This is a genomic window from Subsaximicrobium wynnwilliamsii, from assembly GCF_007997225.1.
Lineage (GTDB): Bacteria > Bacteroidota > Bacteroidia > Flavobacteriales > Flavobacteriaceae > Psychroserpens > Psychroserpens wynnwilliamsii.
The window spans coordinates 1-25,930 of the sequence record NZ_VORM01000003.1 but is presented as its reverse complement, the minus strand read 5'-3'; the positions used below and the strand labels follow the sequence as shown (position 1 = coordinate 25,930).

The 25,930-nt window shown below is 39.9% G+C and carries 24 protein-coding genes; 17 read left to right on the top strand and 7 right to left on the bottom strand.

Annotation, left to right across the window (positions count from 1 at the left end; translation table 11 throughout):
* The first annotated feature begins 215 nt into the window (after nucleotides 1-215).
* The 12 genes from ESY88_RS02990 (at nucleotide 216) to bshA (ending at nucleotide 10,836) form a co-directional block, all read left to right on the top strand.
* On the top strand, nucleotides 216-479 hold the full coding sequence (locus tag ESY88_RS02990) for a hypothetical protein (RefSeq protein WP_147084543.1): 264 nt from the start codon (nucleotides 216-218) through the stop codon (nucleotides 477-479).
* Between the two features lie 200 nt (nucleotides 480-679).
* Nucleotides 680-1,021: a type II toxin-antitoxin system RelE/ParE family toxin gene (locus tag ESY88_RS02985; protein WP_147084542.1), complete on the top strand. Its 342-nt coding sequence runs from the start codon at nucleotides 680-682 to the stop codon at nucleotides 1,019-1,021.
* A complete protein-coding gene (locus tag ESY88_RS02980) occupies nucleotides 1,018-1,305 on the top strand; it encodes a helix-turn-helix domain-containing protein (RefSeq protein WP_147084541.1) in 288 nt (95 codons plus the stop codon). Before ESY88_RS02985 ends, ESY88_RS02980 begins: the two co-directional genes overlap by 4 nt.
* A 196-nt stretch (nucleotides 1,306-1,501) precedes the next feature.
* Nucleotides 1,502-1,747: a hypothetical protein gene (locus ESY88_RS02975; RefSeq protein WP_147084540.1), complete on the top strand. Its 246-nt coding sequence runs from the start codon at nucleotides 1,502-1,504 to the stop codon at nucleotides 1,745-1,747.
* A 105-nt stretch (nucleotides 1,748-1,852) separates the two neighbouring features.
* Nucleotides 1,853-2,137 carry a PIN domain-containing protein gene (locus tag ESY88_RS02970; protein WP_223270697.1) on the top strand — a complete coding sequence of 95 codons (285 nt, stop codon included), beginning with the start codon at nucleotides 1,853-1,855 and terminating at the stop codon, nucleotides 2,135-2,137.
* A gap of 280 nt (nucleotides 2,138-2,417) precedes the next feature.
* Nucleotides 2,418-2,720, top strand: a complete 303-nt coding sequence (locus ESY88_RS02965) for a PH domain-containing protein (RefSeq protein ID WP_223270696.1) — start codon at nucleotides 2,418-2,420, stop codon at nucleotides 2,718-2,720.
* Nucleotides 2,721-3,391: 671 nt separating this feature from the next.
* Entirely contained in the window at nucleotides 3,392-3,583 is a 192-nt protein-coding gene (locus tag ESY88_RS02960) for a hypothetical protein (RefSeq protein ID WP_147084539.1), read from the top strand.
* Complete coding sequence (locus ESY88_RS02955; RefSeq protein ID WP_147084538.1) at nucleotides 3,584-4,099, top strand: PH domain-containing protein; 516 nt, start codon at nucleotides 3,584-3,586, stop codon at nucleotides 4,097-4,099.
* On the top strand, nucleotides 4,086-5,576 hold the full coding sequence (locus ESY88_RS02950; protein WP_147084537.1) for a PH domain-containing protein: 1,491 nt from the start codon (nucleotides 4,086-4,088) through the stop codon (nucleotides 5,574-5,576). Before ESY88_RS02955 ends, ESY88_RS02950 begins: the two co-directional genes overlap by 14 nt.
* Before the next feature lie 416 nt (nucleotides 5,577-5,992).
* A complete protein-coding gene (locus tag ESY88_RS02945; RefSeq protein WP_147084536.1) occupies nucleotides 5,993-6,478 on the top strand; it encodes an ABC transporter ATPase in 486 nt (161 codons plus the stop codon).
* Between the two features lie 227 nt (nucleotides 6,479-6,705).
* The gene (locus tag ESY88_RS02940) at nucleotides 6,706-9,612 is read left to right on the top strand and encodes a glycoside hydrolase family 3 N-terminal domain-containing protein (RefSeq protein ID WP_223270695.1); all 2,907 of its coding nucleotides are present in this window, start codon (nucleotides 6,706-6,708) and stop codon (nucleotides 9,610-9,612) included.
* 87 nt (nucleotides 9,613-9,699) lie between these two features.
* On the top strand, nucleotides 9,700-10,836 hold the full coding sequence (gene bshA, locus ESY88_RS02935; protein ID WP_147084534.1) for an N-acetyl-alpha-D-glucosaminyl L-malate synthase BshA: 1,137 nt from the start codon (nucleotides 9,700-9,702) through the stop codon (nucleotides 10,834-10,836).
* 342 nt (nucleotides 10,837-11,178) lie between these two features.
* On the opposite strand, the gene ESY88_RS02930 is transcribed toward bshA, so the two are convergent.
* Nucleotides 11,179-11,688 (bottom strand): DUF421 domain-containing protein, encoded by a 510-nt coding sequence (locus ESY88_RS02930; RefSeq protein WP_147084533.1) that lies wholly within the window; start codon nucleotides 11,686-11,688, stop codon nucleotides 11,179-11,181.
* 178 nt (nucleotides 11,689-11,866) lie between these two features.
* Here ESY88_RS02930 and ESY88_RS02925 point away from each other — a divergent pair, with 178 nt between their 5' ends.
* Together ESY88_RS02925 and ESY88_RS02920 are read left to right on the top strand one after the other, a co-directional pair.
* The gene (locus tag ESY88_RS02925; RefSeq protein WP_147084532.1) at nucleotides 11,867-12,184 is read left to right on the top strand and encodes a four-helix bundle copper-binding protein; all 318 of its coding nucleotides are present in this window, start codon (nucleotides 11,867-11,869) and stop codon (nucleotides 12,182-12,184) included.
* Between the two features lie 208 nt (nucleotides 12,185-12,392).
* A complete protein-coding gene (locus ESY88_RS02920) occupies nucleotides 12,393-13,916 on the top strand; it encodes a GH3 family domain-containing protein (RefSeq protein WP_147084531.1) in 1,524 nt (507 codons plus the stop codon).
* Nucleotides 13,917-14,178: 262 nt separating this feature from the next.
* On the opposite strand, the gene ESY88_RS02915 is transcribed toward ESY88_RS02920, so the two are convergent.
* On the bottom strand, nucleotides 14,179-14,802 hold the full coding sequence (locus ESY88_RS02915; RefSeq protein ID WP_223270694.1) for a hypothetical protein: 624 nt from the start codon (nucleotides 14,800-14,802) through the stop codon (nucleotides 14,179-14,181).
* A 327-nt stretch (nucleotides 14,803-15,129) separates the two neighbouring features.
* Here ESY88_RS02915 and ESY88_RS02910 point away from each other — a divergent pair, with 327 nt between their 5' ends.
* Together ESY88_RS02910 and ESY88_RS02905 are read left to right on the top strand one after the other, a co-directional pair.
* Nucleotides 15,130-16,392 carry a putative DNA modification/repair radical SAM protein gene (locus ESY88_RS02910; protein WP_147084530.1) on the top strand — a complete coding sequence of 421 codons (1,263 nt, stop codon included), beginning with the start codon at nucleotides 15,130-15,132 and terminating at the stop codon, nucleotides 16,390-16,392.
* Nucleotides 16,393-17,166 carry a TIGR03915 family putative DNA repair protein gene (locus tag ESY88_RS02905; RefSeq protein ID WP_147084529.1) on the top strand — a complete coding sequence of 258 codons (774 nt, stop codon included), beginning with the start codon at nucleotides 16,393-16,395 and terminating at the stop codon, nucleotides 17,164-17,166.
* 565 nt (nucleotides 17,167-17,731) lie between these two features.
* On the opposite strand, the gene ESY88_RS02900 is transcribed toward ESY88_RS02905, so the two are convergent.
* The 5 genes from ESY88_RS02900 to ESY88_RS02880 all read right to left on the bottom strand — a co-directional run bounded on the left by ESY88_RS02900 (nucleotide 17,732) and on the right by ESY88_RS02880 (nucleotide 23,232).
* Entirely contained in the window at nucleotides 17,732-18,379 is a 648-nt protein-coding gene (locus ESY88_RS02900) for an alpha/beta hydrolase (protein WP_147084528.1), read from the bottom strand.
* 140 nt (nucleotides 18,380-18,519) lie between these two features.
* Entirely contained in the window at nucleotides 18,520-18,855 is a 336-nt protein-coding gene (locus ESY88_RS02895; RefSeq protein ID WP_147084527.1) for a hypothetical protein, read from the bottom strand.
* Between the two features lie 4 nt (nucleotides 18,856-18,859).
* Nucleotides 18,860-20,113, bottom strand: a complete 1,254-nt coding sequence (locus tag ESY88_RS02890; RefSeq protein WP_147084526.1) for a dihydroorotase — start codon at nucleotides 20,111-20,113, stop codon at nucleotides 18,860-18,862.
* Nucleotides 20,110-22,035, bottom strand: a complete 1,926-nt coding sequence (locus ESY88_RS02885) for a BatA domain-containing protein (RefSeq protein ID WP_147084525.1) — start codon at nucleotides 22,033-22,035, stop codon at nucleotides 20,110-20,112. Before ESY88_RS02885 ends, ESY88_RS02890 begins: the two co-directional genes overlap by 4 nt.
* Nucleotides 22,036-22,224: 189 nt before the next feature.
* A complete protein-coding gene (locus ESY88_RS02880; protein WP_147084524.1) occupies nucleotides 22,225-23,232 on the bottom strand; it encodes a glycosyltransferase family 2 protein in 1,008 nt (335 codons plus the stop codon).
* Between the two features lie 81 nt (nucleotides 23,233-23,313).
* Here ESY88_RS02880 and ESY88_RS02875 point away from each other — a divergent pair, with 81 nt between their 5' ends.
* Nucleotides 23,314-25,200: a M61 family metallopeptidase gene (locus ESY88_RS02875; RefSeq protein ID WP_147084523.1), complete on the top strand. Its 1,887-nt coding sequence runs from the start codon at nucleotides 23,314-23,316 to the stop codon at nucleotides 25,198-25,200.
* The last annotated feature ends 730 nt before the right edge of the window (nucleotides 25,201-25,930 follow it).

The following is a 25,930-nucleotide window of genomic DNA, read 5'->3' as shown; positions in this document are numbered from 1 at the left end:
CAATAAATGGCAAATTTCAATTCTAGCCAAAAAAAGTTTTGAAAAAGTGCCAGATCCTTCCGAAACAGGCACAATAAAGTACACTAACTTGTTCCAAGATATTATAAATGAGAACACAGATAGAAAACTAAAGTTCGATAGTTTGAGAGATGATCAAAAATCATACTATGTGCAATTAAGACTCAAAAATGAAGTCGAATTAAACATAAAAGTACTTGAAGAAAAAAAACATAATAAAAGACACACTAGTCAACGGCAAAATAAAAAATGGAATGTTCCTTCTTGATAATAAAAAGTCGAAAATTTATGGAATTCCTTATTTACTTGGAGGATATGATATTAAAAAGCAAAGAATTGGAGTAACGAATAAGAATAATCTGATTACGAATATTTCAGTTGCGAAACAAAGTTTATTGCTTTTTGTAATTGGACGAAATTATAATCTCAACTTATCTTATGAATACGAAAGAATGGAATAACAAAACTACTTACAACAAAGTCGCGTATAATTAATTGCTAATTATAGTCTATTTATGAAAAACCTCGCAAACTTTTAATTTGGCTTTTCTTCACTAACTATAGTATTTAAAACGCGCAATTAATATTAAAATCTCACTCGAAAGTTTACAGTTAAAGAAACTTTTTATATATTTGGATCATATTTGATTTTATAACAAGAATGATAAAACGATTTGAAACAATACTTCTCGAACAAGCTTTTGAATTCATACAAAAACAAAACCTTAAAGCAAGAAAGAAAATATTTCAGAATATAAGAAGAGCTGAACAACTATCTGACCCAAAGTTTTTTAAAAAATTGACTGATGAAATTTGGGAATTCAGAACTTTATATTCTGGATTTCAATATCGTCTTTTAGCTTTTTGGGACAAGGAAAATAAAGCCGAAACATTAGTTCTTGCTACTCACGGAGTCATTAAGAAAACCAGCAAAGTGGATAAGAAAGAAATCGACAAAGCGGAAAGAATTCGAAGAAATTATTTTAAAAATAAACAGAAATGAAAAGTTACACTTTAGACCAAGCAGAAGACCTTTTAATTGGAAAAAAGGGGACTGAAGAAAGAGATGAATATGAATTTGAGTTAAAACTCGAACTAATTGGCGATATGATAAAAATCGCTCGAAAAAAACGCAAACTGACTCAAGAACAATTAGGAGCATTAGTTGGAGTAAAAAAAGCACAAATATCTAGACTTGAAAATAGCACTGGAAATGTGACTTTTGAAACCGTAATGAGAATTTTCAACGCTTTAGGTGCAAAACTGCATTTAAATCTTCAAATGTAGAAATAGCGATTTGCTATGCCGTAGATATTCAATTGCTTGGTCATCTGTTACTTAAGAAAATCCTCGCAGATTTCCAATTCAGTTTTATTTGCTAAATTGGTGGCTTAATGACCCAACTAATCTTATAAACGATTGCGAACATACGGAAAATTTCAACTTTCCATTTAAATTAGTAAATTGTAAAAAAAATGTCAGCATGGGAAGTTTAACCGTTTCAAACAAAATCTTGGATAAGTATTTCGGATACTTGAAAAACCTTGATAGCAAGTCTAAAAGAAGTTTGATTGATAAACTGACCAGATCTATCGAAACGAAATCTAGAAATGACATTGAGCTCAATAAGATGTTTGGTGCTTGGAAAGATAATCGCGACTCAGATGAAATAATTTCAGAGATTAAGGATTCACGGATTAATAAGACCATCACGGAAAGTTTCGAATGAAATATTTATTGGACACTAATATTTGCATTCATTGCTTTCGTGGAAAATTCAATCTTATCGACAAATTTGAAAAGGTAAAACTAGAAAATTGGGCAATTAATCACGTTGGCAGAACTCATGTTCGGCGCCGGGAATAGTTCACATCCGAAAAGAAACTATAAACTAATCGATGATTTTACCGAGCAACTAAAAATACTTCCTATTTTCAACGCGATCAACTTTTATGCAAAGGAAAAAGTGAAATTGAGAAAAAAAGAAACTATGATCAGTGATTTTGACTTATTAATTGGCGCAACAGCAATCGCTAATGAATTAATAATGGTCACGGAAAATGTTAAAGAATTTAATCGAATTACCGGTGTAAAAATTGAAAATTGGGCCATTCGATGAACGAAACACTTTTGCCAGCATCGTGTCTACTTAACTGCTTTGTTTACTCAACTCTCAAAATCCTCTGGGATTATCCTGTTTTTTATTTGCTAAATTTACGTCTTGACACACACAACAAACCACACCCAAAAGCGTCATGTCAGTAAAAAACCCTTCGAATGAAGATCTATAAAGCAAACAGAAAAGGTTTTATTAATTATTTATTGATTGCTGCTTTTATCCTTCCTAGTGTTGTTTTTTTGTTCGATATAAACGCTTTTGTGGCAAAACCTTTTATGCTTTGCCTCTGCTGAGCCCGTTAATTTTAATCTTTTGGATTTATATTGATACCTTTTACAAAATTGAAGATGAAAAATTGGTGTATCGATCCGGGTTTCTGAGAGGTACAGCAGAAATTCCAAACATTAAAGAAATAGTGAAAGGAAAAACCATGTGGAGCGGAATGATACCGGCATTGGCAAAAAACGGACTCATCATAAAGTTCAATGCCTATGATGAGATTTACATTGCTCCTGAAAACAATGACGACATGATTTCGGACTTATTAAAAGTAAATTCGCAAATTAAAATAACCGAAACTTAAACTAGAATCTTCTTACAATCACAACCCAACTCATATTTTTGAGGCCTCAACGTTTCTAAAGATCATTGTAGCAGACCGCATCAAATTGACTTGGAAGTCTTCTGAAAACACAAACTCAGAAGAAAAATGCTGTTATTTGGAGTATCGGAAAGTAAAAAAAACTATTTCAACGGAAACAAATGCCGATGATTACAAACCGTTTTTTGATGTTTCATCTGGCGATCCAGCACTAATTATTTATGGGCAACATTAAGTTAAAAACATAGCCTTTACAAATTGGAAGCAATAAAAATCGCTCTTTTTACGTATTTGTTTTAATTTGCTATTTTAGTGCCCAATACAATGAGACGATTAGAAAACTGTAAATGAAAAAGTTTCCATTGTTTGCTTAAAGTTTTATTCTATGAAAAATAAGAACATATCCCTAATAATTGTAATTGTTTGCCTTCTAGTGATAGTATTGGAAATTATTTTCGGCTATGATAACATGGACTGGGGTTTTTGGTTGATTATAATTTCATCTGTGCTTATTATGATTGGAGCGTTATTATCTATTAGAGCAGGTAGCAATGAGACTACTGAATGAACAGGCTATTTTTATATCCAAAATCAATTTAACTGAGGCTTGCTTTGAAAACATCCTATAAACAATGAGATCCTAAATCCCAACAATGAAACCAACCACCAAAATCATCCTTAAAGCAGCACTCATCAACGGTCTTTTTTGGTCGGCGCTCTTGATGCTGATCACTTATCTCAAAAACGGAATCTTATACAGCGATTACTTACCTTTATGGTTCCTGTTTTTTGCAGGTACTGGTGCTGCCAGAAAGTACTATTTCCTAACCAAGAGCGATAAATAGATGTTCACAAACACCCAAATAGACACCAATGCCTTGCCACAAATTGACCAAGTTGAGCTGCATCCCATAGATAAGGCATACCTTAAAATAATCGTCATCAATAAACTACTGGTGTATGGCGTTATTGTTTTGGCATTGATTCTGGCAAAACTATTTCTTGTTGATGTTTTGATCCAGTCGTACTTCTGGCTCCTTGCGGCTGCGGTTGGATTGCTGTGTCTTTCTAACTTCATGCTTGCGCTATTGGCTTTCAAAAAACGTATGTATGCGCTGCGAGACAAGGATGTGATTTACGCACACGGTCTCCTAATCCATAGGTTGACCACCGTTCCCATTTCCAGGATTCAACACATCGAGACTTCCAGGAGCTGGCTGTCGCGGCAGTTTGGCTTGGCAACACTCAATATTTATACTGCGGGTGAATCTGGCAGTGATTTGAGCATCAAAGGCCTTTCGGAAGCGGAAGCCACACGCATCAACGACTTTTTAAGCACTACGGTCAATGGCGGCAGTTGATTTTTCACAACCGGCAAGGCAGTCGTCCAAAGGGATCCTCGTTATTTTTGGGGTTAAGGCATTTAAATTTATAAAGAGTTTCTTTATTTTATTTGTGGCTTATGGGATTTCCATGCTTCAGAAAAAACAATTGGGTATTAGTCTGGGCTGGATCATTTTTGGCTTTGTGCTCGTAATACTCTTGCTTCTCGTCTTTTCCATTCTCAAATATCTCAACTTCAAATTTCATGTAAGTGCCGATGATTTCCATCTCGATACTGGGGTCATCAATAAGGACAATACTGTTATTCCGAAGTCAAAAATCCAGAATGTCTACATCAAGCAGAATTTTTTACAACAACTCATCAACGTCGTCTCCCTCAATATCGAGACTGCTGGCGATAACAAATCGGAAATCGAGATTAGTGCCTTGGATAAATCCACCGCACTGGCACTAAAAACCCAGCTCTTCACAAAAATCCAGGCTGATGTTGCTGCGGAAGATCTTCCGAAGGAAGCCGATGTTTTTTTTAAAGTCTCCTTAAAACGATTGCTGATGGAAGGCATATCGCAAAACCATTTCAAGAGTTTTTTGATTATCGTTTCGTTTTTCTTCGGCCTGTACTCAGAGTTTGAGAAATACCTGAAGGAGCTTCGTTTAAGCGAACGCATTGAAGGTGCCGTGCGATTGGACGAGCAAAGTTTGTTTAATCTCTTTTTGGTCAATTTGTTTTTGATAGTGGTGTTGCTGTTGGTGTCTTTGGTGTTTTCAGTAGTTCAAACGCTGGTGGTCAATTTCAATTTGGAAGTCTTGGAACGTGAGCGCACCTTGGAAATCCATAAAGGCCTGTTCAATAAAATGTCCCTAACCCTTACGCCCAGCCGAATTCAAAATTTGGTCATCAAGACGAATAGGGTCAAGGCCTATTTTAATTTGTATAGTTTGAGCGTGAAGCAAGCGATGGTCAATAAAAAGCAACAGAAAAATTTTACCATAGTTGCCATGGAGAAAGTGCAAATAGATCATTTGCTCAACAAATTACTTGAATCGTATTCAGAGGAAACTGAAACCCATAAACCGGCGCCCTATTACAAGCGCATTCTGTGGCTTCGTTTGGTCTTGATTTTTGCAGTATTGAGCGGTCCGGCATTTTTAATCTTCGGAAATGATTTCTGGTTGATCAATCTGGTTTTTTTACTTTTCGGATTGGTTTTCGTGCATTATAAATTCAAAAAAACCTATTATCAAATTTCAGAAGCACACCTTACCATTGGCGGTGGTTTTATAGATACCATTACCAATATTCTCGAAACCCACAAAATACAGGCACTACAATTCAAACAGACCTTCTTTCAAAAGCGTAACGGGATTGCTTCCGTAGTGGTTTCCACAGCTTCTAAAACGGTCGTCATTCCTTATATCAAAGCCACCGATGCCAAAAGGATTTACGATTACCTCTTGTTTTGCGTTGAATCCCAAGATCGCGATTGGATGTAAATCCCTCCAGAAGGTTTTATGCCCTCAAGCCTTGAAATACAAAAACATCTTTAAATTCATACCTTCTGGGCCTGCCCCGAGGGTATTGATTGGGATAATTAACACATCAAAACTGCTTAGCCTTCCGAAGTAGGTTTTTTTGCCAAACCAAGCCAGACCAAACATTGATTATTCAAGCCCTCTTCATATCTTGTTCTAAAAGCAAAGCGGTCTAGGGTCTAGAAGCGCAGCGATCTTGGTTCTTTTCTACCATAATACCCGAAAGCTAAAAAAAATAATTTCGTCTGAATCAACCAGAATCAAGTCTTTGTACTTTGTACTTGAAGCGAAGCGGTCTTGATTCTAGAATACGAAGCGGTCTTTATTCTTTTATAAGCTTAATATCGTACTTTTGTACTTCAAAAAAAAGAAAGATTATGTTAGTTGATTTTGATACCCTTCCCGAAGAATCCCGAGTATGGATTTACCAAGCCAACCGCTCATTTAGCGATGAAGAGCTTGAGGAAATAAAACAAAAACTGGATATTTTTATAGCACAATGGACTGCCCACGGATCTGACCTACAAGCTGCTTATAAAATTGAATACAAACGGTTTATAGTTTTGGCTTTAAACCAAAGCTTAAATAAAGCTACCGGGTGTAGCATCGATGCCTCGGTCAACTTCATCCAGCAATTGGAGCAGGAATACAGTGTGGATTTGATGGACAAAATGAATGTCTCCTACAAACAAGGCGAATTCGTTGCACATAAGACCTTGTTGGATTTCAAGCAAATGGCTAAAGATAAAGCAGTGTCAAAAAATACCATCGTGTTTAATAATCTCGTTACCAATATTGCCGAATTCCGTGAGAATTGGGAAGTACCCGCAAGTGAAAGCTGGCATGCGCGATTTATAAAATAAACTGGTCGGCAGATAAAATAAGATTCCCTATTGAAATTGATCTGAAGAGGGAAGTTGGAATCAAGTCTTGGTTCAAGCAACTAAAAGCGTCGCGCTCTTTTTATTAGGTGGCTTCAATGTTTATAAATCTATCTTAAAGTCTTTATTCTTCCCTTCAAAAATACTAATTTGCCCCAGTTTTCAGTTCTAACCAAAACCCTAAGCAATTTACTTACATGCGTTATATAATGCCCTTCATTTTTTGTTGTGTCGTCACTATGCCAATCTTTGGTCAAACTGCCGATCATCCATTGGCTGCCAAGGATTTGTTTCTTCAGAAAAAATGGGTGGATAGTATTTATAACGGCATGAGCCTTGAAGAAAAGGTAGGTCAATTGTTTATGGCGCGCGCATTTTCAAACCAATCCAAGGCTGAGGAAAATAGGGTGGCCAAATTAATCAATGAAAATCATATTGGTGGTTTGATCTTTTCTTCGGGTGGCCCTGTGCGTCAAGCAAATCTCAATAATCTGTATCAAGCGATATCAAAAACACCCTTGCTTATTGGGATGGATGCGGAATGGGGTCTTAGCATGCGCCTAGATTCCACCTATGCCTTCCCATGGAACATGACCTTGGGAGCCATTCGGGATCTGGAACTTGTTGAGAAAACCGGCTATCAAATTGGCGAGCACACCAAGCGTATCGGTGTGCATTTCAATTTCGCGCCAGCTGTGGATATCAACACCAACCCTAATAATCCAATCATTGGGAATCGCTCGTTTGGCGAAGACCGCGAAAATGTGACCCAAAAAGGGGATGCATTTATGAGAGGCATGCAAGCTGCGGGAGTTTTGGCCAATGCCAAGCATTTCCCGGGCCATGGCGATACAGATGTGGATAGTCATAAAGCCTTGCCAACCATTGATTTTAATGAGCGTCGCATCGATTCCATAGAATTATATCCCTATAAAGAACTTATAAAAAATGGCTTGTCTAGCGTTATGGTGGCGCATTTGAGTGTGCCAAGCTTAGAGCCGCGTCCTGGTTTGCCCTCTTCATTATCAAAGGCCATTGTTACTGGGATCCTTAAAGAAAGATTAGGCTTCAAGGGCCTTATTTTTACAGATGCCCTCGAAATGAAGGGGGTTTCCAATTTTGGTAAGGATGGCGAAGTGGATCTTGCAGCATTCCAAGCAGGAAACGACGTGTTGCTCATTTCGGAAGATGTGCCAGTGGGCATCGCAAAAATCGTGGAAGCCTACAAAAACAAAGATATCACGGAAGAGCGTTTGGCACTTTCCGTAAAAAAAATATTGATGGCCAAGTTTAAAGTAGGCCTTGAGAACTACCAACCCATCGGCACCGCTAATTTGGTGGAAGACCTCAATAGGCTGAAGGACGATTTGCTGTACTCACAATTGATGGAGGGCGCAATTACCGTAATTAAAAATAAAGGGGAAATCTTACCACTTCGGAATCTCGCCACGAAGAAAATTGCTTACGTTGAATTGGGCGATGATAGCGGAAGCCCCTTTTTTGACGAGCTTAAAAAGTACACCAAAGTCCATATGGTACAAGACATATCGCTCAATGCAATAATGACCAAATTGCAGAACTACAATACGGTGGTCATTGGTTTTCATAAAAATAACGAGAACCCTTGGAAGGATTATAAGTTTACAGAAAAAGAACTGACTTGGATTTACGAGATTGCCAGAACCAACACGGTCATTCTTGATGTCTTCGCAAGACCTTATGCGCTCAATGATCTTTTGAGTTTTGAGAACATCGAAGGCGTGGTTATGAGTTACCAAAACTCTAAAATATCACAAGAGAAATCTGCTCAGTTGCTGTTTGGTGCGATTCCGGCTTTGGGCGTGTTGCCTGTTTCCATCAATGATGACTTTAAAGTAGGTCAAAGTGTATATTACAATGCCATTCAATCCCTAAGTTATGGTTTGCCAGAGCAAGTGGGCATGAGTTCAGAAAAATTGAATCGTTTGGATTCTATTGCACAATACGCCATAGATGGTAAAATGACGCCTGGCATTCAATTATTGGTGGCGCGAAAAGGCAAGGTGGTTTATAATAAAAACTTCGGAAAGCATCGCTATACCGGAGACGAAAAAGTGAAATTTGACGACATGTACGACGTGGCCTCGCTAACCAAAATTTTGGCAACCTTGCCTTTGTTGATGGAGTTGGAGGAGAAAAACGTTGTTAGTTTAGACACTAAGTTATCCAAGATGTTGCCAGAATATGCATCATCCAACAAGAGAAACATCACTATAAAACAAATGTTGTCGCATTATGCCCGTTTAAAACCGTGGATTCCTTTCTATGTAGCAACATTGGATCCTGAGAATAAAAAACCAGATCCAAAATACTATCGTAGAGTGCCAAGTTTGAAATATAACATCAAGATTGCTGAGGAGATGTACCTTCGCAAGGATTATCCAGATACAATGCAAAAAATCATAAAAGAAACCGATTTACTCTCTTCATTGCGTTATCGCTACAGTGATTTGCCTTATTACATCTTGAAAGAATACATAGAGAATTATTACGACAAACCCATGGATGAGTTGGTGCAGGATCATTTTTACCAATCTTTAGGCGCCAATTATACCACCTACAATCCGTCGCCAATGTTTAGCAATACAAATTTGGTGCCTACTGAAATTGATGATTATTTCCGTTTTCAGGAAGTTCAGGGGTTTGTGCATGATATGGGCGCTGCCATGGAAAATGGCGTAGGCGGTCATGCTGGGATTTTCAGCAACGCAAATGATGTGGCCAAAATCATGCAAATGTACTTGCAAAAAGGTTTTTATGGCGGCAAGCGCTATTTAAAGCCAGAAACCATAGATAAATTCAACACCTGTTATTTTTGTAGTCAAGATGTGAGGCGAGGCATTGGCTTTGATAAGCCGCAGCTCAGTGAGTCTGGGCCAACCTGTGGTTGCGTATCCATGACCAGTTTTGGACATTCAGGTTTTACCGGCACTTATGCTTGGGCAGATCCTGAGGAAGAAATTGTTTATATCTTTTTGGCCAATAGAACCTATCCCAATGCGGGTGTAAACACCTTGTTGAAGGAAGATATTAGAACTGATATTCAACGGCTTATTTACGAAGCGATCATTGAGTGAGTGTCTAAAAAATTGAAAATTTTAATCCAATGTCAGCATGAAAAAACATTCAATTGTTGACAGACGTAGATTATAAATAATACAGCCATGAAAATAGGAATTGTATGTTACCCAACTTTTGGAGGCAGTGGCGTGGTGGCTACAGAGTTAGGCCTGGAACTGTCCAAGCGCGGTCATGAAATCCATTTTATCACCTACAGTCAGCCTGTGCGACTGGATCTTTTGGGCAACAACGTGCACTACCATGAAGTAAACGTGCCAGAATATCCCTTGTTTTTGTACCAGCCCTATGAACTTGCTTTGTCAAGTAAGTTGGTAGATATGGTAAAGCTTCATCAAATTGAGGTTTTGCACGTGCATTACGCCATTCCGCATGCCTATGCAGCCTATATGGCCAAGCAAATGCTTAAGGAGGAAGATATCAATCTGCCCATTGTCACAACCCTTCACGGTACCGATATTACATTGGTGGGGAGTCATCCATTTTATAAACCCGCAGTGACCTTCAGCATTAATAAATCGGATGCAGTGACTTCGGTTTCCCAAAGTTTAAAGGAAGACACAGAGCGCTTGTTCAATATTAAAAAGGACATCAAGGTCATTCCTAATTTCATCGATTTATCAAAATACGAGCCCAAGTTTACAGATTGCCAGCGCGGCATGATGGCTACGGAAGACGAGCGCATCATAACCCACATCAGCAATTTTAGGGAGGTGAAGCAAATACCAGATGTTATCAAGATTTTTAATGAGATTCAAAAACAGATGCCCGCCAAATTGATGATGGTTGGTGAAGGTCCAGAGCGTATACCAGCTGAAGAACTCTGTGAGAAATTAGGGATTAGTAATAAAGTGGTGTTCTTCGGCAACAGTAACGAGATTGACAAAATACTCTGTTTTAGCGATTTGTTTCTCTTGCCATCACGCACCGAAAGTTTCGGCTTGGCAGCCTTAGAAGCCATGGCTTCTGGCGTTCCAGTGATCTCGAGCAACACGGGCGGAATCCCTGAAGTCAATATAGACGGCGTTACTGGATTTCTCAGCGATGTCAACGATGTGGAAAGCATGTCTAAAAATGCAATCTATATATTGAGCGATCCCAAGCGGCTGCAAGAATTTAAGGATCATGCCAAGAAAGCCTCCTCCAAATTTGCGATTGCAGAAGTGGTGCCCATGTACGAGGCTATTTACAAGGAAACCATCCGTAAAAGTTTAGCGAAGTGAATGCTTCCGTTTAATACGTATATTGTCTATTAATGATCTTCATTAATATGCATGCCTCTATTTGAAAAGAAGCAGCTGCTCTTTAATCCCTCCAGAGGTTTTAATCCCCGAGGCTTGCCTAGAAATACAAAGAACATCTTTCAATTCAAACATTGTGGGCTTGCCCCTAGGTTATTGATTCGTTTTAGAACATGAATTTTTAGCAGTCAACTAAAAGTCACACTTTTTTTCAGTTAATTCCTGTAAAATATTTCTGCGCTAAATATTGACCAACACGCTATTACCTAACATCTGTGCTGTACCAATCGAGAGAATCGGTCTTAGACTTAAAATTAATCCATATCAAAAATCAATCAACCAGTCGTCAATCGACTTATCCTCAGCGCCATGAAGCACTGATATATCTCCAGTAGATTCAAAAACAACCGCTTTTATTTCAGATACCTGGATCACATTGGCCTCGCGCAGCTTCGCCTTAACATCAGACAGTGTGACTTTGCATTTCTTCAAATTGGCCTCCAAGACCACACCGTCTTTCATTAAAAAAGTGGGTTTATTATCTAAGAGCTTCCGTACAGCTTGATAGCGCCTCAAATGGGCGACCAGCATTTGGATGAGATAGAGAATGCCCAAACCAACGGCGCCTTGGACAAGGGAAACCGATTTAGACAAAATCGAGGTCGCCATGATCGAACCAATGGCCACCGTAATGGCAAAATCAAAGCTGGACAACTTCGAAAAACTGCGTTTACCGCTAATTCGTGTGTAAATGACTAAAGCCAAGTAAATGCCAAGAGCTGTTAAAATAATAGCAATTAAACTTTCTGCGGAATAAGTAAACCAATCGTTCATGAGTATCTTTTTTAAGTGGCTTTTAAGATCGTAAAAAAAATTTAAAATTTTGACTTTAACGGAAGGATGCTTAACCATTTCAATATGCTAATTCAAATGCGCTAGTTTTTGTTAGGATCGCATTACGCTTTTTAGGATGATTTCCTCAATTTTGAGGTCTAATCTAAAATACATCGTCATGAAGAATGAATATAAGAGTTGTATCCAGCGTTGCCAAGACTGTTTGGTGGAATGTCAAAACTGTTTGATGAAAATGGCAGGCATGGAAAGCATGAACGATTGCCCAAAATGTTGTGCATTGTGTATTGATGCCTGTTTGGCCTGTATCAAGTTTTTAAGTGCCGATAGTGAATTTTCTGCCCAATATTGTAAAATCTGTGCAGAAGTATGTGCCTGGTGCGCCATCCAATGTGAAGCTCATGACCACGACCACTGCCAAGCCTGTGCAGCATCTTGTAGAGCTTGTGCGGAAGCTTGTACGGCATTGGCAGCATAAGGAAATTACTTTGAGCGCTCAAATGAGCTTTTTTGTAATCATAACTCAGTGAACTCATAACAATGAGTTAGTTAGAGAAATAGATATAAGGTTGTGCTGAAAAAATATTAAAACTAAAATTCGTGTATTCGTGGCAAAAACCCTGAAATAAAAAGCAGGATTTTCCTAAATTTAGCGCCGCAATCAATCCCATTCAAACAACCCATTTATGGCCATATTAGGAAACATCATCAAAGGCATCATCACTATAAAAGACAGTTTTTCTTTTGAAATCAACCACATTGAGAAACAGCAAGCCATTTTGAAAACACTGCTGGAAAAAGCAAAAGACACCCAATTTGGTAACTATTATAAGTTCGGGGAGATCTTGGCTGCCGATGATATCGCAAAAGCTTATGCGGAACGGCTTCCGTATTTTGACTACAACAAATTGAACGGGGAGTGGTGGCATAAAATGCACCAGGGCGAAACCAATGTGACCTGGCCAGGGACACCTACCTATTTTGCTTTGAGCTCTGGCACCACAGGCAAGACCAGTAAGCGTATTCCCGTGACCGATGAAATGATTGAAGCGATTAGACAAGCGGGAATCAAACAGATTTTTGCATTGAATAATTTCGATTTGCCATCCGATTTTTTCGAAAAGGAAATCATGGCGCTCGGGAGTTCTACCGATCTTGAGCAGCGCGACAAACATCTGGAAGGTGAGATTAGCGGAATCACGGCAAGCAACATCCCTTTTTGGTTTAAGGGCTATTACAAACCGGGTGAGGATATCGCTAAAATCGCCGACTGGGACTCTCGGGTGCAACGTATTGCCGAAGGTGCCAAAAATTGGGATATTGGAGCCCTAAGTGGCATCCCATCCTGGATGGAACTCATGATTCAGAAAGTCATAGCTTACCATAAACTCGACAACATCCATGAAATTTGGCCTAACCTTAAAGTCTTTACCTCTGGAGGTGTTGCCTTCGGTCCCTATAAGAAGAGCTTCCAAGCCCTTATGGGGAAACCAGTAATCGTTATCGATACCTATTTAGCTTCGGAAGGCTATATCGCCACCCAAGTGCGACCGGAAACCGATGCCATGCAGCTCAATACCGATAGCGGTATCTATTTTGAATTTGTGCCCTTCAAACCAGAATATATCAATAAGGATGGTTCTTTGGTGGCCGATGCTCCCTCAATCACCTTAAAGGATGTGCAACTGGATAAGGAATATGTGCTCATCATCTCCACCGTGAGTGGCGCTTGGCGCTACCTCATTGGCGATACCATTACCTTTACTGATGTGGCTCGTGCCGAAATCAAGATCACTGGGCGTACCAAATTCTTTTTGAACACCGTCGGTTCTCAGTTATCTGTCAATAAAATGGATGCCGCCATGCGCGAGCTGGAAGATGAATTTGAAACAACCTTCCCAGAATATACCATCTGTGCCAAACGAGGCGAGGACGGCGAATTCTATCACTTCTGGTATTTGGGTTCTGAACTTGAAAATCCAGATGAATCCAAGATCGCAAATTATCTGGATGAGGCCTTGAAATCTTCCAATAAAAATTATAAAGTCGCTCGGGGCAAGGCTCTAAAAGGTGTTAAGGTCAAAGTGATAGCGCCAGAGCGTTTCCATAATTGGAGCGCCAAGAACAAGAAAAAGGGCGGACAAGTAAAAATGGAGCGGGTCATGGACGAGGAGAAGTTCGCGGAATGGGAGGCGTTTTTGGAGGAATGATTGTTTTGACAGAGGGTAGAGGGTAGGGAAAAGAAAAAGACGGAAGACGGAAGACGGAAGACGGAAGACGGAAGACCGAAGACCGAAGACGGAAGACGGAAGACGGAAGACCGAAGACAGACCGAAGACCGAAGACGGAAGACAGACCGAAGACCGAAGACAGACCGAAGACGGAAGACCGAAGACTCTAACTGAAACCAATTACAGCCAGTGAAGATTGACTGCAGACTGAAGACTGAAAACTGAGGACTGATACTTCAATTCAATCCGCCAAGGCCTGATCCTCTTTCTCGGCGCGCTTTTTAACCAGCTCCATGATTTCTTCTGGTGAGAGGTAGTATTTTTGGATGCGGTTTTTATAGTTTTGGCTTATATCGGCGTTGTTCAGAATAAAGTTTTTTGTTTTGAGTATGTATTCCTCCATTCCTTGTTTGACCGCGAAGGCATCTGCAGCGCGTTCGGCTTCTACAATGTGATTTTCCGAAAACAGATAATTCAGCCCAAACCAGATCAAATTCAATTTACTGCGGTCTTGATAATCCAACACATGACCCAATTCATGTCCAATCCAACCCACAAAAATATCTGAAGGAATATCGCGAGTGCGATATTCGGCATCAGAGATCTTGAATTTCTCACTGATTAAAATCACATACCTTCTATTTTTTCGAGTCCTAAAAAAACTGCCGATTGTAGGACGCGCCTGCATCGTTGATTTTTTGATGTTTTTCTTAAACCTGAATTCAATATTGGTATCCTCCAATTGCGGATAATACGTCAATGCTTTTTCAACATTATCAACAATGGACTCGGGAATTACTTTGTTTTGTGCAGACATGAAAGAAGAGAAGGCAGTTAGGGTTAATAAAACAATCAATGATCTCATAAGCCACATATTAAGGAAATTACACGATATAGAATAATTTTTATAAAAAACTTTAACACTAACTAACTACAAACAGAAGCAAGACCCAGCTACATATAGTGGTAAATTTGTGATATTGTATTTTTAGAGATGCTTCGGCTATCTAAAACCGCCTCATTAAAAGTTAGATAACAATTCCGTGACGCTCATTAATTCAATAAATTTTAATCTCTAGCCTCTAGCCTCTAGCCTCTAGCCTCTAGTTTCTAGTTTCTAGCCTCTAGTCATACAGCGAAGCGGTCTTAAGTCAATTTCAACCCCCAATTAATAATTTAAAAAACCCCCAATTTGTCCTTTCAACGTACCCAAGAAAAATTAAAGATTTTAGCAGATGCCGCTAAATACGATGTTTCCTGTTCTTCAAGCGGAAGCAAGCGCAATAATACCAACAAAGGTTTAGGCGATGCGTCTGGCATGGGCATTTGCCACTCGTATACCGAAGATGGCCGATGTGTCTCCTTGCTCAAGATTTTATTGACCAACCATTGCATCTTTGATTGTGCTTATTGTGTGACCCGAAAAAGCAATGACATCAAGCGCGCCGCGTTTAAGGTGCAGGAAGTGGTGGATTTGACCATCAGTTTCTACCGGCGAAATTACATAGAAGGCCTTTTTTTGAGTTCTGGGATTTTCAAGGATGCCAATTATACCATGGAACGTTTGGTGGCCGTGGCGAAGAAACTGCGTCTCGAGGAAAATTTTAATGGCTACATCCATCTTAAATCCATTCCAGGAGCTTCCGATGAGTTGATGCATGAAGCAGGGCTGTATGCCGACCGATTGAGCGTCAATATCGAAATTCCTACCGAAGAAGGTCTCAAAAGATTGGCACCCGATAAAAAGCGTGAGGATTTTATCAAGCCAATGCTCAAAGTCAAGAATGACATTGTTCAATACCAAGCCGAAAAAAAAGTCATTCGCAACACCCCAAAATTCGCTCCCGCTGGCCAAAGTACCCAAATGATTATTGGTGCTTCTGGAGAGAATGATTTTCAGATCATGCAGACTTCCAATTTGTTTTACAAAACTTACAATCTAAAACGGGTGTATTATTCGGGTTATATACCCATTAGTTATGACGCCCGCTTGCCCCAAATTGGGACTGCCGTGCCCATGATGCGTGAAAATCGATTGTATCAAACCGATTGGCTGATGCGTTTTTATGGTTTTGACGTGAGCGAGATTCTCAATGAAACCCATCAGAACCTGGACCTGGACATTGATCCCAAATTAGGTTGGGCCTTGAGAAACTTACACGAATTCCCTGTGGATGTCAATACTGCCGATAAACGCATGCTGGCGCGAATTCCCGGTTTGGGGATGAAATCGGTTTATAAGATTTTAAATGCAAGACGCTTTAGACGCCTCAATTGGGAGCATCTCAAAAAAATCGGGATCGCACTCAATCGCGCCCAGTATTTTGTAGTTTGTGATAGTAATCAATTTGAACGCCGCGATCTGTCTTCGAAAAAGATCAAGGGTTTGATTTTGCAGAATTCCACTAGCAAATACGCCAAGACACTCAGCAACCAATTAAGTCTCTTTGCTTAGATGAAACAGCGACATCTTCTTTACGACGGTACTTTCGACGGCTTTCTAAGCTGCGTGTTCTATGCCTTTGAACATAAACTGAAACAGCTAAGCATTAAAAAAGCTTCGTCATGCCAAAACGGATTGTTTTCAGAGCCCGAAACGATTGTTACCGATGAGCAAAAAGCCAATCGTGTCTGGAAAGGCCTTCAGTCTAAATTGTCCAAACGCGGCTGCCTGTCCTTGTATTATGCGTTTTTAAGCGAGCAAGTAGGTGTGGAGCAGGTGCTTTTAGATTACATACAGTACGCTTTTGCAAATCTTTTTGAGGTCGATACCGATTTTTCGCATCCATCGGTGCTTGCAACTTCCAAACTCGCAAAAAGCGTTGGTAGAGAAAAACATCGCATGGAAGCTTTTGTGAGGTTTCGTTTGACCAAAGATGACCTCTATTTCGCCAGTATTGAACCCGATTTTAATGTGTTGCCCTTAATTTCCAAACATTTTGAGCGTCGTTATGCCGATCAAAAATGGGTTATTTACGACATCAAGCGGAAATACGGTTTGCTTTATGATGGGCATTCAGTAGAAATCATGACGATTGATTTTCCAGCCAATTTCGATTTTACTAAAACCGAATCCGATTTTTTTACCGAGCAAGAGCTGGAATTTCAAACCTTATGGCAATCGTATTTTAAGAGCACCAACATTGCCTCCAGAAAAAACATGACCCTACATGTCAAACACGTACCAAAACGCTATTGGAAATATTTGAGTGAGAAGCAGCCGGGTTAAGTTATGTCTTATTTTAAGTAATTCTATTGTGATTATTTGGGCGTTACCCGCCAGAAAAAGGCGGGTCGGGCTATCCGTTACAAGTCCTCGCGCTCCCGATAGGCATCGGGAGCGCTGTGGGCTTTTCACTGCTATCCCTAACGCGGCTCAATTTGTAAATAACAAAATTGGGATTGTGATTCATCTTCGCAATAACTGCTGGGAGAAGTTATTTTTTAATAGTATTTGGCTCTAGTTTAAAATGGCTATTATGGCTGAAATACCCGATTTTCGGCGTTTTGGCTCCCTTTAGTCCCTATATCTATCGGGCGGGCAAAAATGAAATGCCGAAAATCCAATTATTTCTTCCCTGACCCTAAAGGGAATAATCGGATTTTCTAGGTTTGAGCCAACTCAAAAGATTTATAATTTCAATTTTACTAATAATTGCAACGCTAGATTAAACTAGAGCCTAGTATTTCAATAAATCGAATTTAGCGCAGATCCTAAGATAACAGCAAGAAGTATGAAGCCGTATTAGCTCAAAAAAGTAAAGCTAGATTACCGTATCACTTAGCAGAGCTCCTCAAATCCGTTTCCCCAACCAACTGCGCAACTCATAAAAATTCTGTGGTGCCACGCCATGACCTGTGGGAAATTCGGCGTAGCTGTGTTTGATGTTTAGGGCATTCAGGAATTTCGGTGCTTTACGTGCCCATTCCACTGGGATCACTTGATCCACACTGCCGTGGGAGCAATAGAAATCTAAATGCGAATAGTCTTTGCTGCTTAAATCATCTTTGAGCATATCTTCACTCACATAACCACTCAAGGCGATGACGTTCTTTACTTTTTCAGGATAGCTTAGTGCCACTGCGTAACTGAGAATCGTGCCTTGGCTAAAACCCAAAAGCGTCAGGTTTGATTTATCTACAGGAAATTCCGCACAGGCTTCATCAATAAAATTGGCGATAAGGTCGCGAGATGCCACTGCTTGCTCCACATCGTTCCATTTGTTTTGCTGCGCATCGAAATTAATGGCGTACCAAGCATTGCCGAAAGGTTGCATGGCGTACGGCGCTTTTAGTGAAATGATAAATAGTTCTTCTGGCAATTCCTGCGCAAAGGAAAATAAATCATTTTCATCACTGCCATAACCGTGAAGCATGATGAGCAATGGTGCATTGTCTTTGAGGCTTGAAGGCCGTGTGATATAATCTAAAGTGCTGGTCATAAATTTAATTTCTAAGGGTTTGATTTCTTTCTATACTTCCTTCGCTATTCTGTTTTTTTAGAATTTCTCTGAAGTTTCGCAAATGAATTTTGGAATTTATTTTATTGGAATTTACAATTTGACTTTTAATATTTGAGTTTTCAATTCCCAATCGACGAAAACAGTTTTTGGCAGAAAGGCCCAATAATTGGTACTTCGTTTTTCTGTCCGTTCGCAGCCCCAATAATTCCGTAGATAAAAAGTGAAATAAAGGCAATCCAAAAAGCGGTAGTGACCATCCAAGAGTCAAAAGCGCCAATAAAATAACCCAATATCAATTGCAGCAACCACAAGCCCAAAGCTTGGCGAACGTGAAAATAAACGAAGGGGTTATTATTTTCCTTGTTCAAAAAATAGGCGATCAAAGTGCCAATAAGCGTAATATATGCGACGATGGCTCGTGTTTTTCCTTCTTCAGCAGCATTAGTATATTTCATGCAATTATTTTATTTTAAGTTGATTGTTGGCGAAAATGCCATAAACGCTTCCTTTGAGTTCCTTGCCTTCAAATATGGCATTCTTGGAGCGTGATAAGATATGATTTGAAGCAAATACAAAATTGCCTTTGGGATTAAAAAGGCTGAGATCTGCTCTGTTCCCAACAGCTATGGGCTGCTCTTCAATACCAAAGCGTGATTTGCCTTTGGTCAATACTTCCACTGTTTTTTTGGTGGTCAAAATACTATTTAAGGCAGCAAAAGCCGATTCTAGCCCAATGCTACCATATTTGGCAAAATCAAACTCTATTTTTTTATGTTCTATATCTATGGGGTTGTGATCACTGGTGACCATGTCAATCGTCCCATCTTTGAGCGCCTCCAACAAAGCGTCTAAATCGGTTTGGGTTCTTAGCGGAGGCAGCACTTTGTACTTGGTTTCAAACTCGTGCAACTCGGCATCGGTTAGCAGTAAATTATGAATGGCGACACTACAGGTCACGTTTTGCTTTTTCTGTTTGGCTTCCCTAATAAGCGCTACCGATTGTGCGGTGGAAATGGTAGGGATGTGCAATTTGCCCTCAGTATATTCTAGAATGAAAAGATCTCTCGCGATTTGCAAACTTTCTGCCAGCGACGGATTCCCCTTTAAACCCAACGAGGTGCTCATGGTGTTTTCATTCATTACCCCCAAACCGCTAATTTGCGATTCCTGCGGAAAAGAAAGTACCAGAGCCTCAAAATTGCCCGCATATTGCAAGGCGAGTTTCATGAGGTTCGGGTTGGCAATGGGCTTTTGATAATCGTAAAAAGCTATGGCTCCAGCATTTTTCATGTCGAATAGTTCCGCCAAATCCTTGCCTTCACTGGCTTTGGTCAAAGCACCAATGGGATAGAGCGTCGTTGCATGATTTGCAGCTTTTGATTTTACAAATGCCACATGAGAACTCGTATCGATTACGGGATTGGTATTTGGATTCAAAGCCACTGCAGTAAAGCCAGAAAGCGCAGCGGTTTCCAAACCGTTGGCAATGGTCTCGCGTTCTTCGTAGCCTGGCTCTCCAAAATTGACGCTGCTATCAAACCAACCTTGGGACACATGGAGGTTTTCAAGCGCTATTTCTTTGTGTTTTTTAGGGTTTTCAAGTGACTTGCCAATGGCGCTAATGCGTCCTTTTTCAATTAAAATATCGACTGTCTCATTATGGAAATCGCTTTTAGGGTCAACGATGCTGGCGGATTTTAAAAGGACGTTCATTTAAAAAATTTTAAGATGAGAAGTTCAATAATCAAAAAGAATAATGCAAAAATAACAAACCATTTCCAGAGCTCATTGACATTGGTCGCACTTTTTATCTCATCGATTGCGCTCGCAACAGAGTCTTGCACATTGGCGTTTTTTAAACTCGTGAGGTCCATGTACCGCAGTACACTTTCAGCACGGTCGTAATTAAAACTGAGGTTTTTTAGAAATTTTTCTTTATGCATCACCGCAACAATCCCAGCTTGTTCCGGATAGTTGGAGGCTGTTATTTCTACTTTATTTGAAAATCGACGTTGTAGCGGGATAACCGTTTCTTCCCCTTTTGCCAAAGTCAAGATGGCATCGGGTTGCAAGGAGGCGTTGATGTCTATCTTGTTTTCTTCGGAAATGTTTGCGTAGAGTCTTCCCGTATTCAAACTCTGTTTGCCAATATTGTAAAGTATGGGAACAATTAGGGGTGAGTTTTTGAAATTGCTGTTGCTTTCGCTCAAGCTTGCCGAAAAGCGATAGACCTTTTGTGCTGCGGAAAGAAAGGCTTGGCCATCCTCAAAACTCAAAATGTTTTGACTTGATGAGGAAGCGGTTCCGTAGTGATCTTGAACTTTTGGATATTGAAAATTACTGATGCGTTTTTCAAAGACATTCTCAAAAAGCGGATGTGAAAAATTGATGGCTGTTACCCGTTTTTCTTGAGAGGATTTGCTACTGAATGCCGCTAAATTAAAATTTGTAAATAATTGATTATACGTATTTAAAACAATATCACTTGAAGGGATTATTAAAATAGATCCTCCATCATCACTAAAGACTTTTAGGGCGGTTGCAAGCGACACAGGAATCTCGTCCAACTCGTTGAGCACTACTAAATTTTGATTTGATATGGCATTGTAATCCAAGCTGCCAAATGCACTTGAGCTGTACTCAAATTCATCGGTTGTATAGATTTTTCTCAAAAAGACATCCTCGGCACTGTTGATGGAAAGCACCTTGATTTTTTCGGTTTCATCCAGATTGAAGTACAAGGTATTATCGTATTGCAAATTGGGATCTTCGATGCTGATACTGCCATCAAAGCGTTTGTTTTGCGCGATGGTGAAAGTGACGTTCGCCTGGTCCTCTATATCGACCGCGTTTTTGGCTACGAGTTTATCTTGATTGAAAAGCGACACCGAAACGTTTTCCGTAGCGGCACCGTAATTTTTCAGTGTTACAGATAATTCAATATTTTCAACCTTGGCTTCTGAGATGAACACACTATCCACCGAAATGTTATTGATGTTCTCAGGTTGGAGCTGCACCATTTTAACTTGAACGGAACTGTCAATAGCGGTGCTAAAACCTTCCTGTTGCTGCTGGAAATCTGAAATGAGCAGCAAGTTTTTAATGGCACTGGCATCGTCTGTAAACAGTTGCTTTCCTTTTAAAACAGTAGCCTCATAAGACAATTGTTTGGGGGCATACCCTAAATTGATCAACTCATTTTTAATGGCCTTGATCGTGGTGTTGCTAAAGTTGGCATTATTGGTAAAAATGGAAATGGGCTCCTCGGCATCGAGACGCTCCAACAAATCTTGAATGGCGCTATTCAACAAGCTACCATTGGCACCTTTGGCTTGCATACTAAAGGAATTGTCGAGATAAATAACCGTCTCACTTTTAGTTTTGTAGTCGTTGGTCTTGGCGCTATAGGGTTGCGCAAAGGCGATGATGATGCAGGCCAGAAGCAATAATCGCATCAAAAGTATGAGCCATTTTTTGAGTTGGGAACTCTTCCGGGTTTGAATGGTCAACTGCTTTAAAAATTGCACATTGGTAAAACCGACTTTTTGAAATTTCCGCAGTTGAAATAAATGGATAATGATAGGAATCACGAGCAATAGCAGCGCGTATAGAAGTTCTGGGTATTTAAACTGCATTCCTGGTTTTTGGGATTATCTGTTAATATTCAAAGATAGAAAATGATGCGCGATATATGGGATTTGCTTTCATAATTTTACTTATCTCACATCTCACATCTCACATCTCACAACTCACAACTCACAGCTCAAAGCTCAAAACTCACAGCTCACAACTCACAACTCAAGTCTAATAAGCGCTTAAAAAATTCAGCAGAAGAAAAAATAATCCTCCATGGCTTCCTTATCGTGTTTTTTCAAATAGCTTTTAATCTCCTGTTGCGCTTCTGGGTTTGCAACGGCCACAATGATTTGGGGCTGCGCTAAGTGTTCAACATCTTGATACTGCTGCAATAAAACTTCATAAATGTGTTTTCCAATTTTCTTGGGATTATCACAAAGCCAATGAAACGATACCTTTTTGGCCTGCAATAATTTGGCGACAGACTTGCCTTTTTTGCCAGCGCCCCAGATGCAGAGCGGTCTTGATGCCTCGTGATTCAGTTCCAGAAAATAGCGGACTTTCAAGTCCAAGAAACTGTTTTCGGCATAATGGGCGTCAGTTCTGGAGGCCCGGTTTTGATGGTCCCGCCAATGGTGCAATAATTGATCGCTTGGGATACAGGTCAAACCTTTTTTGTAGAACCGGAATGCCAAATCATAATCTTCAGGATAGGTGTTACTTCGGAAGGCTCCGCAGGCTTCAAAATCAGCCCGATGCAGCATCCAGCATGGCGATGGGATCACACATTCTTTATAGATTTCTTTAAAGTTGTCCCCATTTCTGGTCAATGCGTTGAGCCAGCTTTCGTAAGATTTGAATCCGTCACCCACACCCGATTCACTAAAGTAGGACACAAGGCCCAAAGCCAAGTGTTTTTGGCCGTACTTCTGCAAATCCTTCAGCATGAGTTCCAATTTTTGGGGATGCATGATATCGTCACTATCCATCCTTGTGACGTATTGGCCTTGACTCGCGTCATAAGCTTTCCGAAGCGCATCAATAATGCCTGAACCCGCATTTTCTAAACATTTGATGCGTTGATCGTCTTCCGCGAAAGCGTGAACTATCGCTGCGCTGTCGTCCTGTGAATGGTCGTTCACAATCAAAAGCTCCCAATGCGCATAGGTCTGTGCGACGATGGATTTTAAACATGCCGAAAGAAAATCGGCCGTGTTTTTATAGGGGATGAGAATGCTAATCAATGGGTGGTCCATGCTGCAAAGCTACCATTTTAACAAAACCTTTGCTAAAATAAATTAACGTCCTGTTACATTTGCGCAACTAAAATTTTTATAATGAAACATTTATTTTCTGTTTTGGCTCTAAGCACCTTGCTTTTTGCCTGTGGTACAAAAACAACCACCAACGATTTAGCAACTGCCAACCCCATAGTGACTTCCATCAACTTATCTGCTGTGAAAGACGATAAGGCACCGGTGGTCATCAATCCAGGCCGATTTACCCAAGAAACGGTAACCTTTAGATTGCCAAGAGTGGTACAAGGTACCTACTCGGTAAGTGATTTTGGAAAATACATAGCCGATTTCAAGGCCATCGATTACGATGGCAATGAGCTCACAACTACTAAAACAGACGAGAATACCTGGACCATCGCCAATGCAACCCAATTGGATCAATTGGTTTATAGCGTCAATGATACCTTTGATCAGGAAACTACTGGCGGCATAGGAGGAGAGCAACCATTTTCTCCTGCAGGCACCAATATTGAGCCCGATAATTACGTGTTGAACCTTCACGGGTTCATTGGTTATTTTGATTCGTTGAAAAACGCTCAATATACCTTGGATGTGACTGCGCCAAGTGCTTTCTTGCACAGCTCCGCCATACAGGAAACAAACACCAAAACAAGTGCCGATGGTGCTCAAACCACCATCTCCTATTTTGCACCACGCTATTTTGACATTACCGATAACCCAATGATGTACGGAAAATTGGATATGGAGGAATTTATGGTAGGCGATGTCAAGATTGTATTGAGTGTCTATTCTCCAAACCAAGTGCATACCGCAGCCAGTATGAAAGAAACGGTTTATAAAATGATGGAAGGGCAAAAAGCCTATTTAGGTGACATCAATACCACCCCTAGATATGATATCTTCTTGTATTTATCAGATCAAGGCGAAGGTTCTCCAAAAGGTTTTGGAGCTTTAGAACATCATACCTCCACCGTGGTTGTTCTGCCAGAAGCATCTTCTAAAGAGCAGTTGGCAGCATCTATGGTAGATGTGGTTGCGCATGAATTTTTTCATATCGTGACACCGCTTTCTGTTCATTCTGAAGATGTACACTATTTTGATTACAACCAACCTACCTTCTCAAAACACCTTTGGATGTATGAAGGGGTCACGGAATATTTTGCACAACATTTTCAAGTGCACCAAGGTCAAATTGAACCTAAAACCTTCTATCAAACCATTACTGAAAAGATACAGAGTTCAAGACAAATGGACGATAGCATGAGTTTTACCACCATGAGCGAAAATGTGCTGGATGATCCTTACGCCAAAAACTATTATAATGTCTACCAAAAGGGCGCCTTAATTGGGATGTGTATCGATATCTTGATGCGCGAAGAGAGCGATGGCAACAGAAGTATGATGTCCTTAATGAAGGAGTTATCCAATAAATATGGTGTGGATAAGCCTTTTGAGGATGATAAGCTTATTGCTGAAATTACGGCGATGACATACCCATCTGTTGGTGCATTTTTAAAAACACACGTTGAAGGCACCACACCGATTGACTATAATGAGTTTTTTCAAAAAGTAGGATTGGAATTTGCTGAAGCTAAAATCGAAACCAACTACATCCAGAATGGTAACGGCTTTATCTTTGACGGCGATCGGGAGAAAGGAACGATTTTCTTTTCTGAAGGCGTTAATGATAACAGTTTTTGGGTAGAGCAAGGTGTAAAACCCGGTGATGTCGTTAAAACCGTTAACGGTACCGCCTTGACTTTGGCAAACGCCCAAGCCAGCATTGGCGCTATGTACCAATGGAAAGCAGGAGATGATATCAATGTGGTTTTAGACCGCGATGGGACAGAAGTGGTCATCAAAACAAAATTGACGCCTAGCTTCACAACCTCTAAAACACTAGTGGAAATTGAAAACGCCACAAAAGCACAAGAAGCTTTGAGAAACGCCTGGTTGAAAGGCTAATGATTTTTGATGTACCATTGTAGATTTACGATTTACGATTTACCATTTTAGAATAAAGACCTACTGAGTTTGAATAGAACTTGGTGGGTCTTTTTTTTTCTGAAAACTGGGTTGGTTTACGATTGACGATTGACGATTGGAGATTAACGATTGCAGATTGAGGATTGCAGATTTTTGAATTTAAGAGCATTGTGAATATATTGCATGTTAATCAACAAACAAATCCTCTTTTTTCATTTGGCATCAAGGCTTTAATCATGAATTAGAACTTGAAAAGTCTTTTCTCATTTTTATAACGACAAAAGATTGATTGGCGATTGACGATTGCAGATTTTTGAATTTAAGAGCATTGTGAATATATCGCATGTCAATCAAGAAACAAATCCTCTTTGTTGAGTTGGCATCAAGGCTTATAATCAAGTCATTTATTAGAACTCGATAAGTCTTTTCTCATAGGTCTCAAATAGAGTTGAAACTATGCACTTTAGTGCATCTCGCTTTAGCTTCTAAAAATGTTTTGCCACGAATTTCACGAACCTGCCTGTCCGGTAGGCCGGTTTTTACGAAACCGTTTGTTATCCAAAAACGTTCACAATGAGATGCTATTCATTTCACGAATTCAACAGACTTTCAGTCTGTTTCAAAAAACCTATGGACTTGAATTCCATAGTGATTTAGTTTTCTAAAAACAAAAGATTGATTGACGATTGACGATTAACGATTAACGATT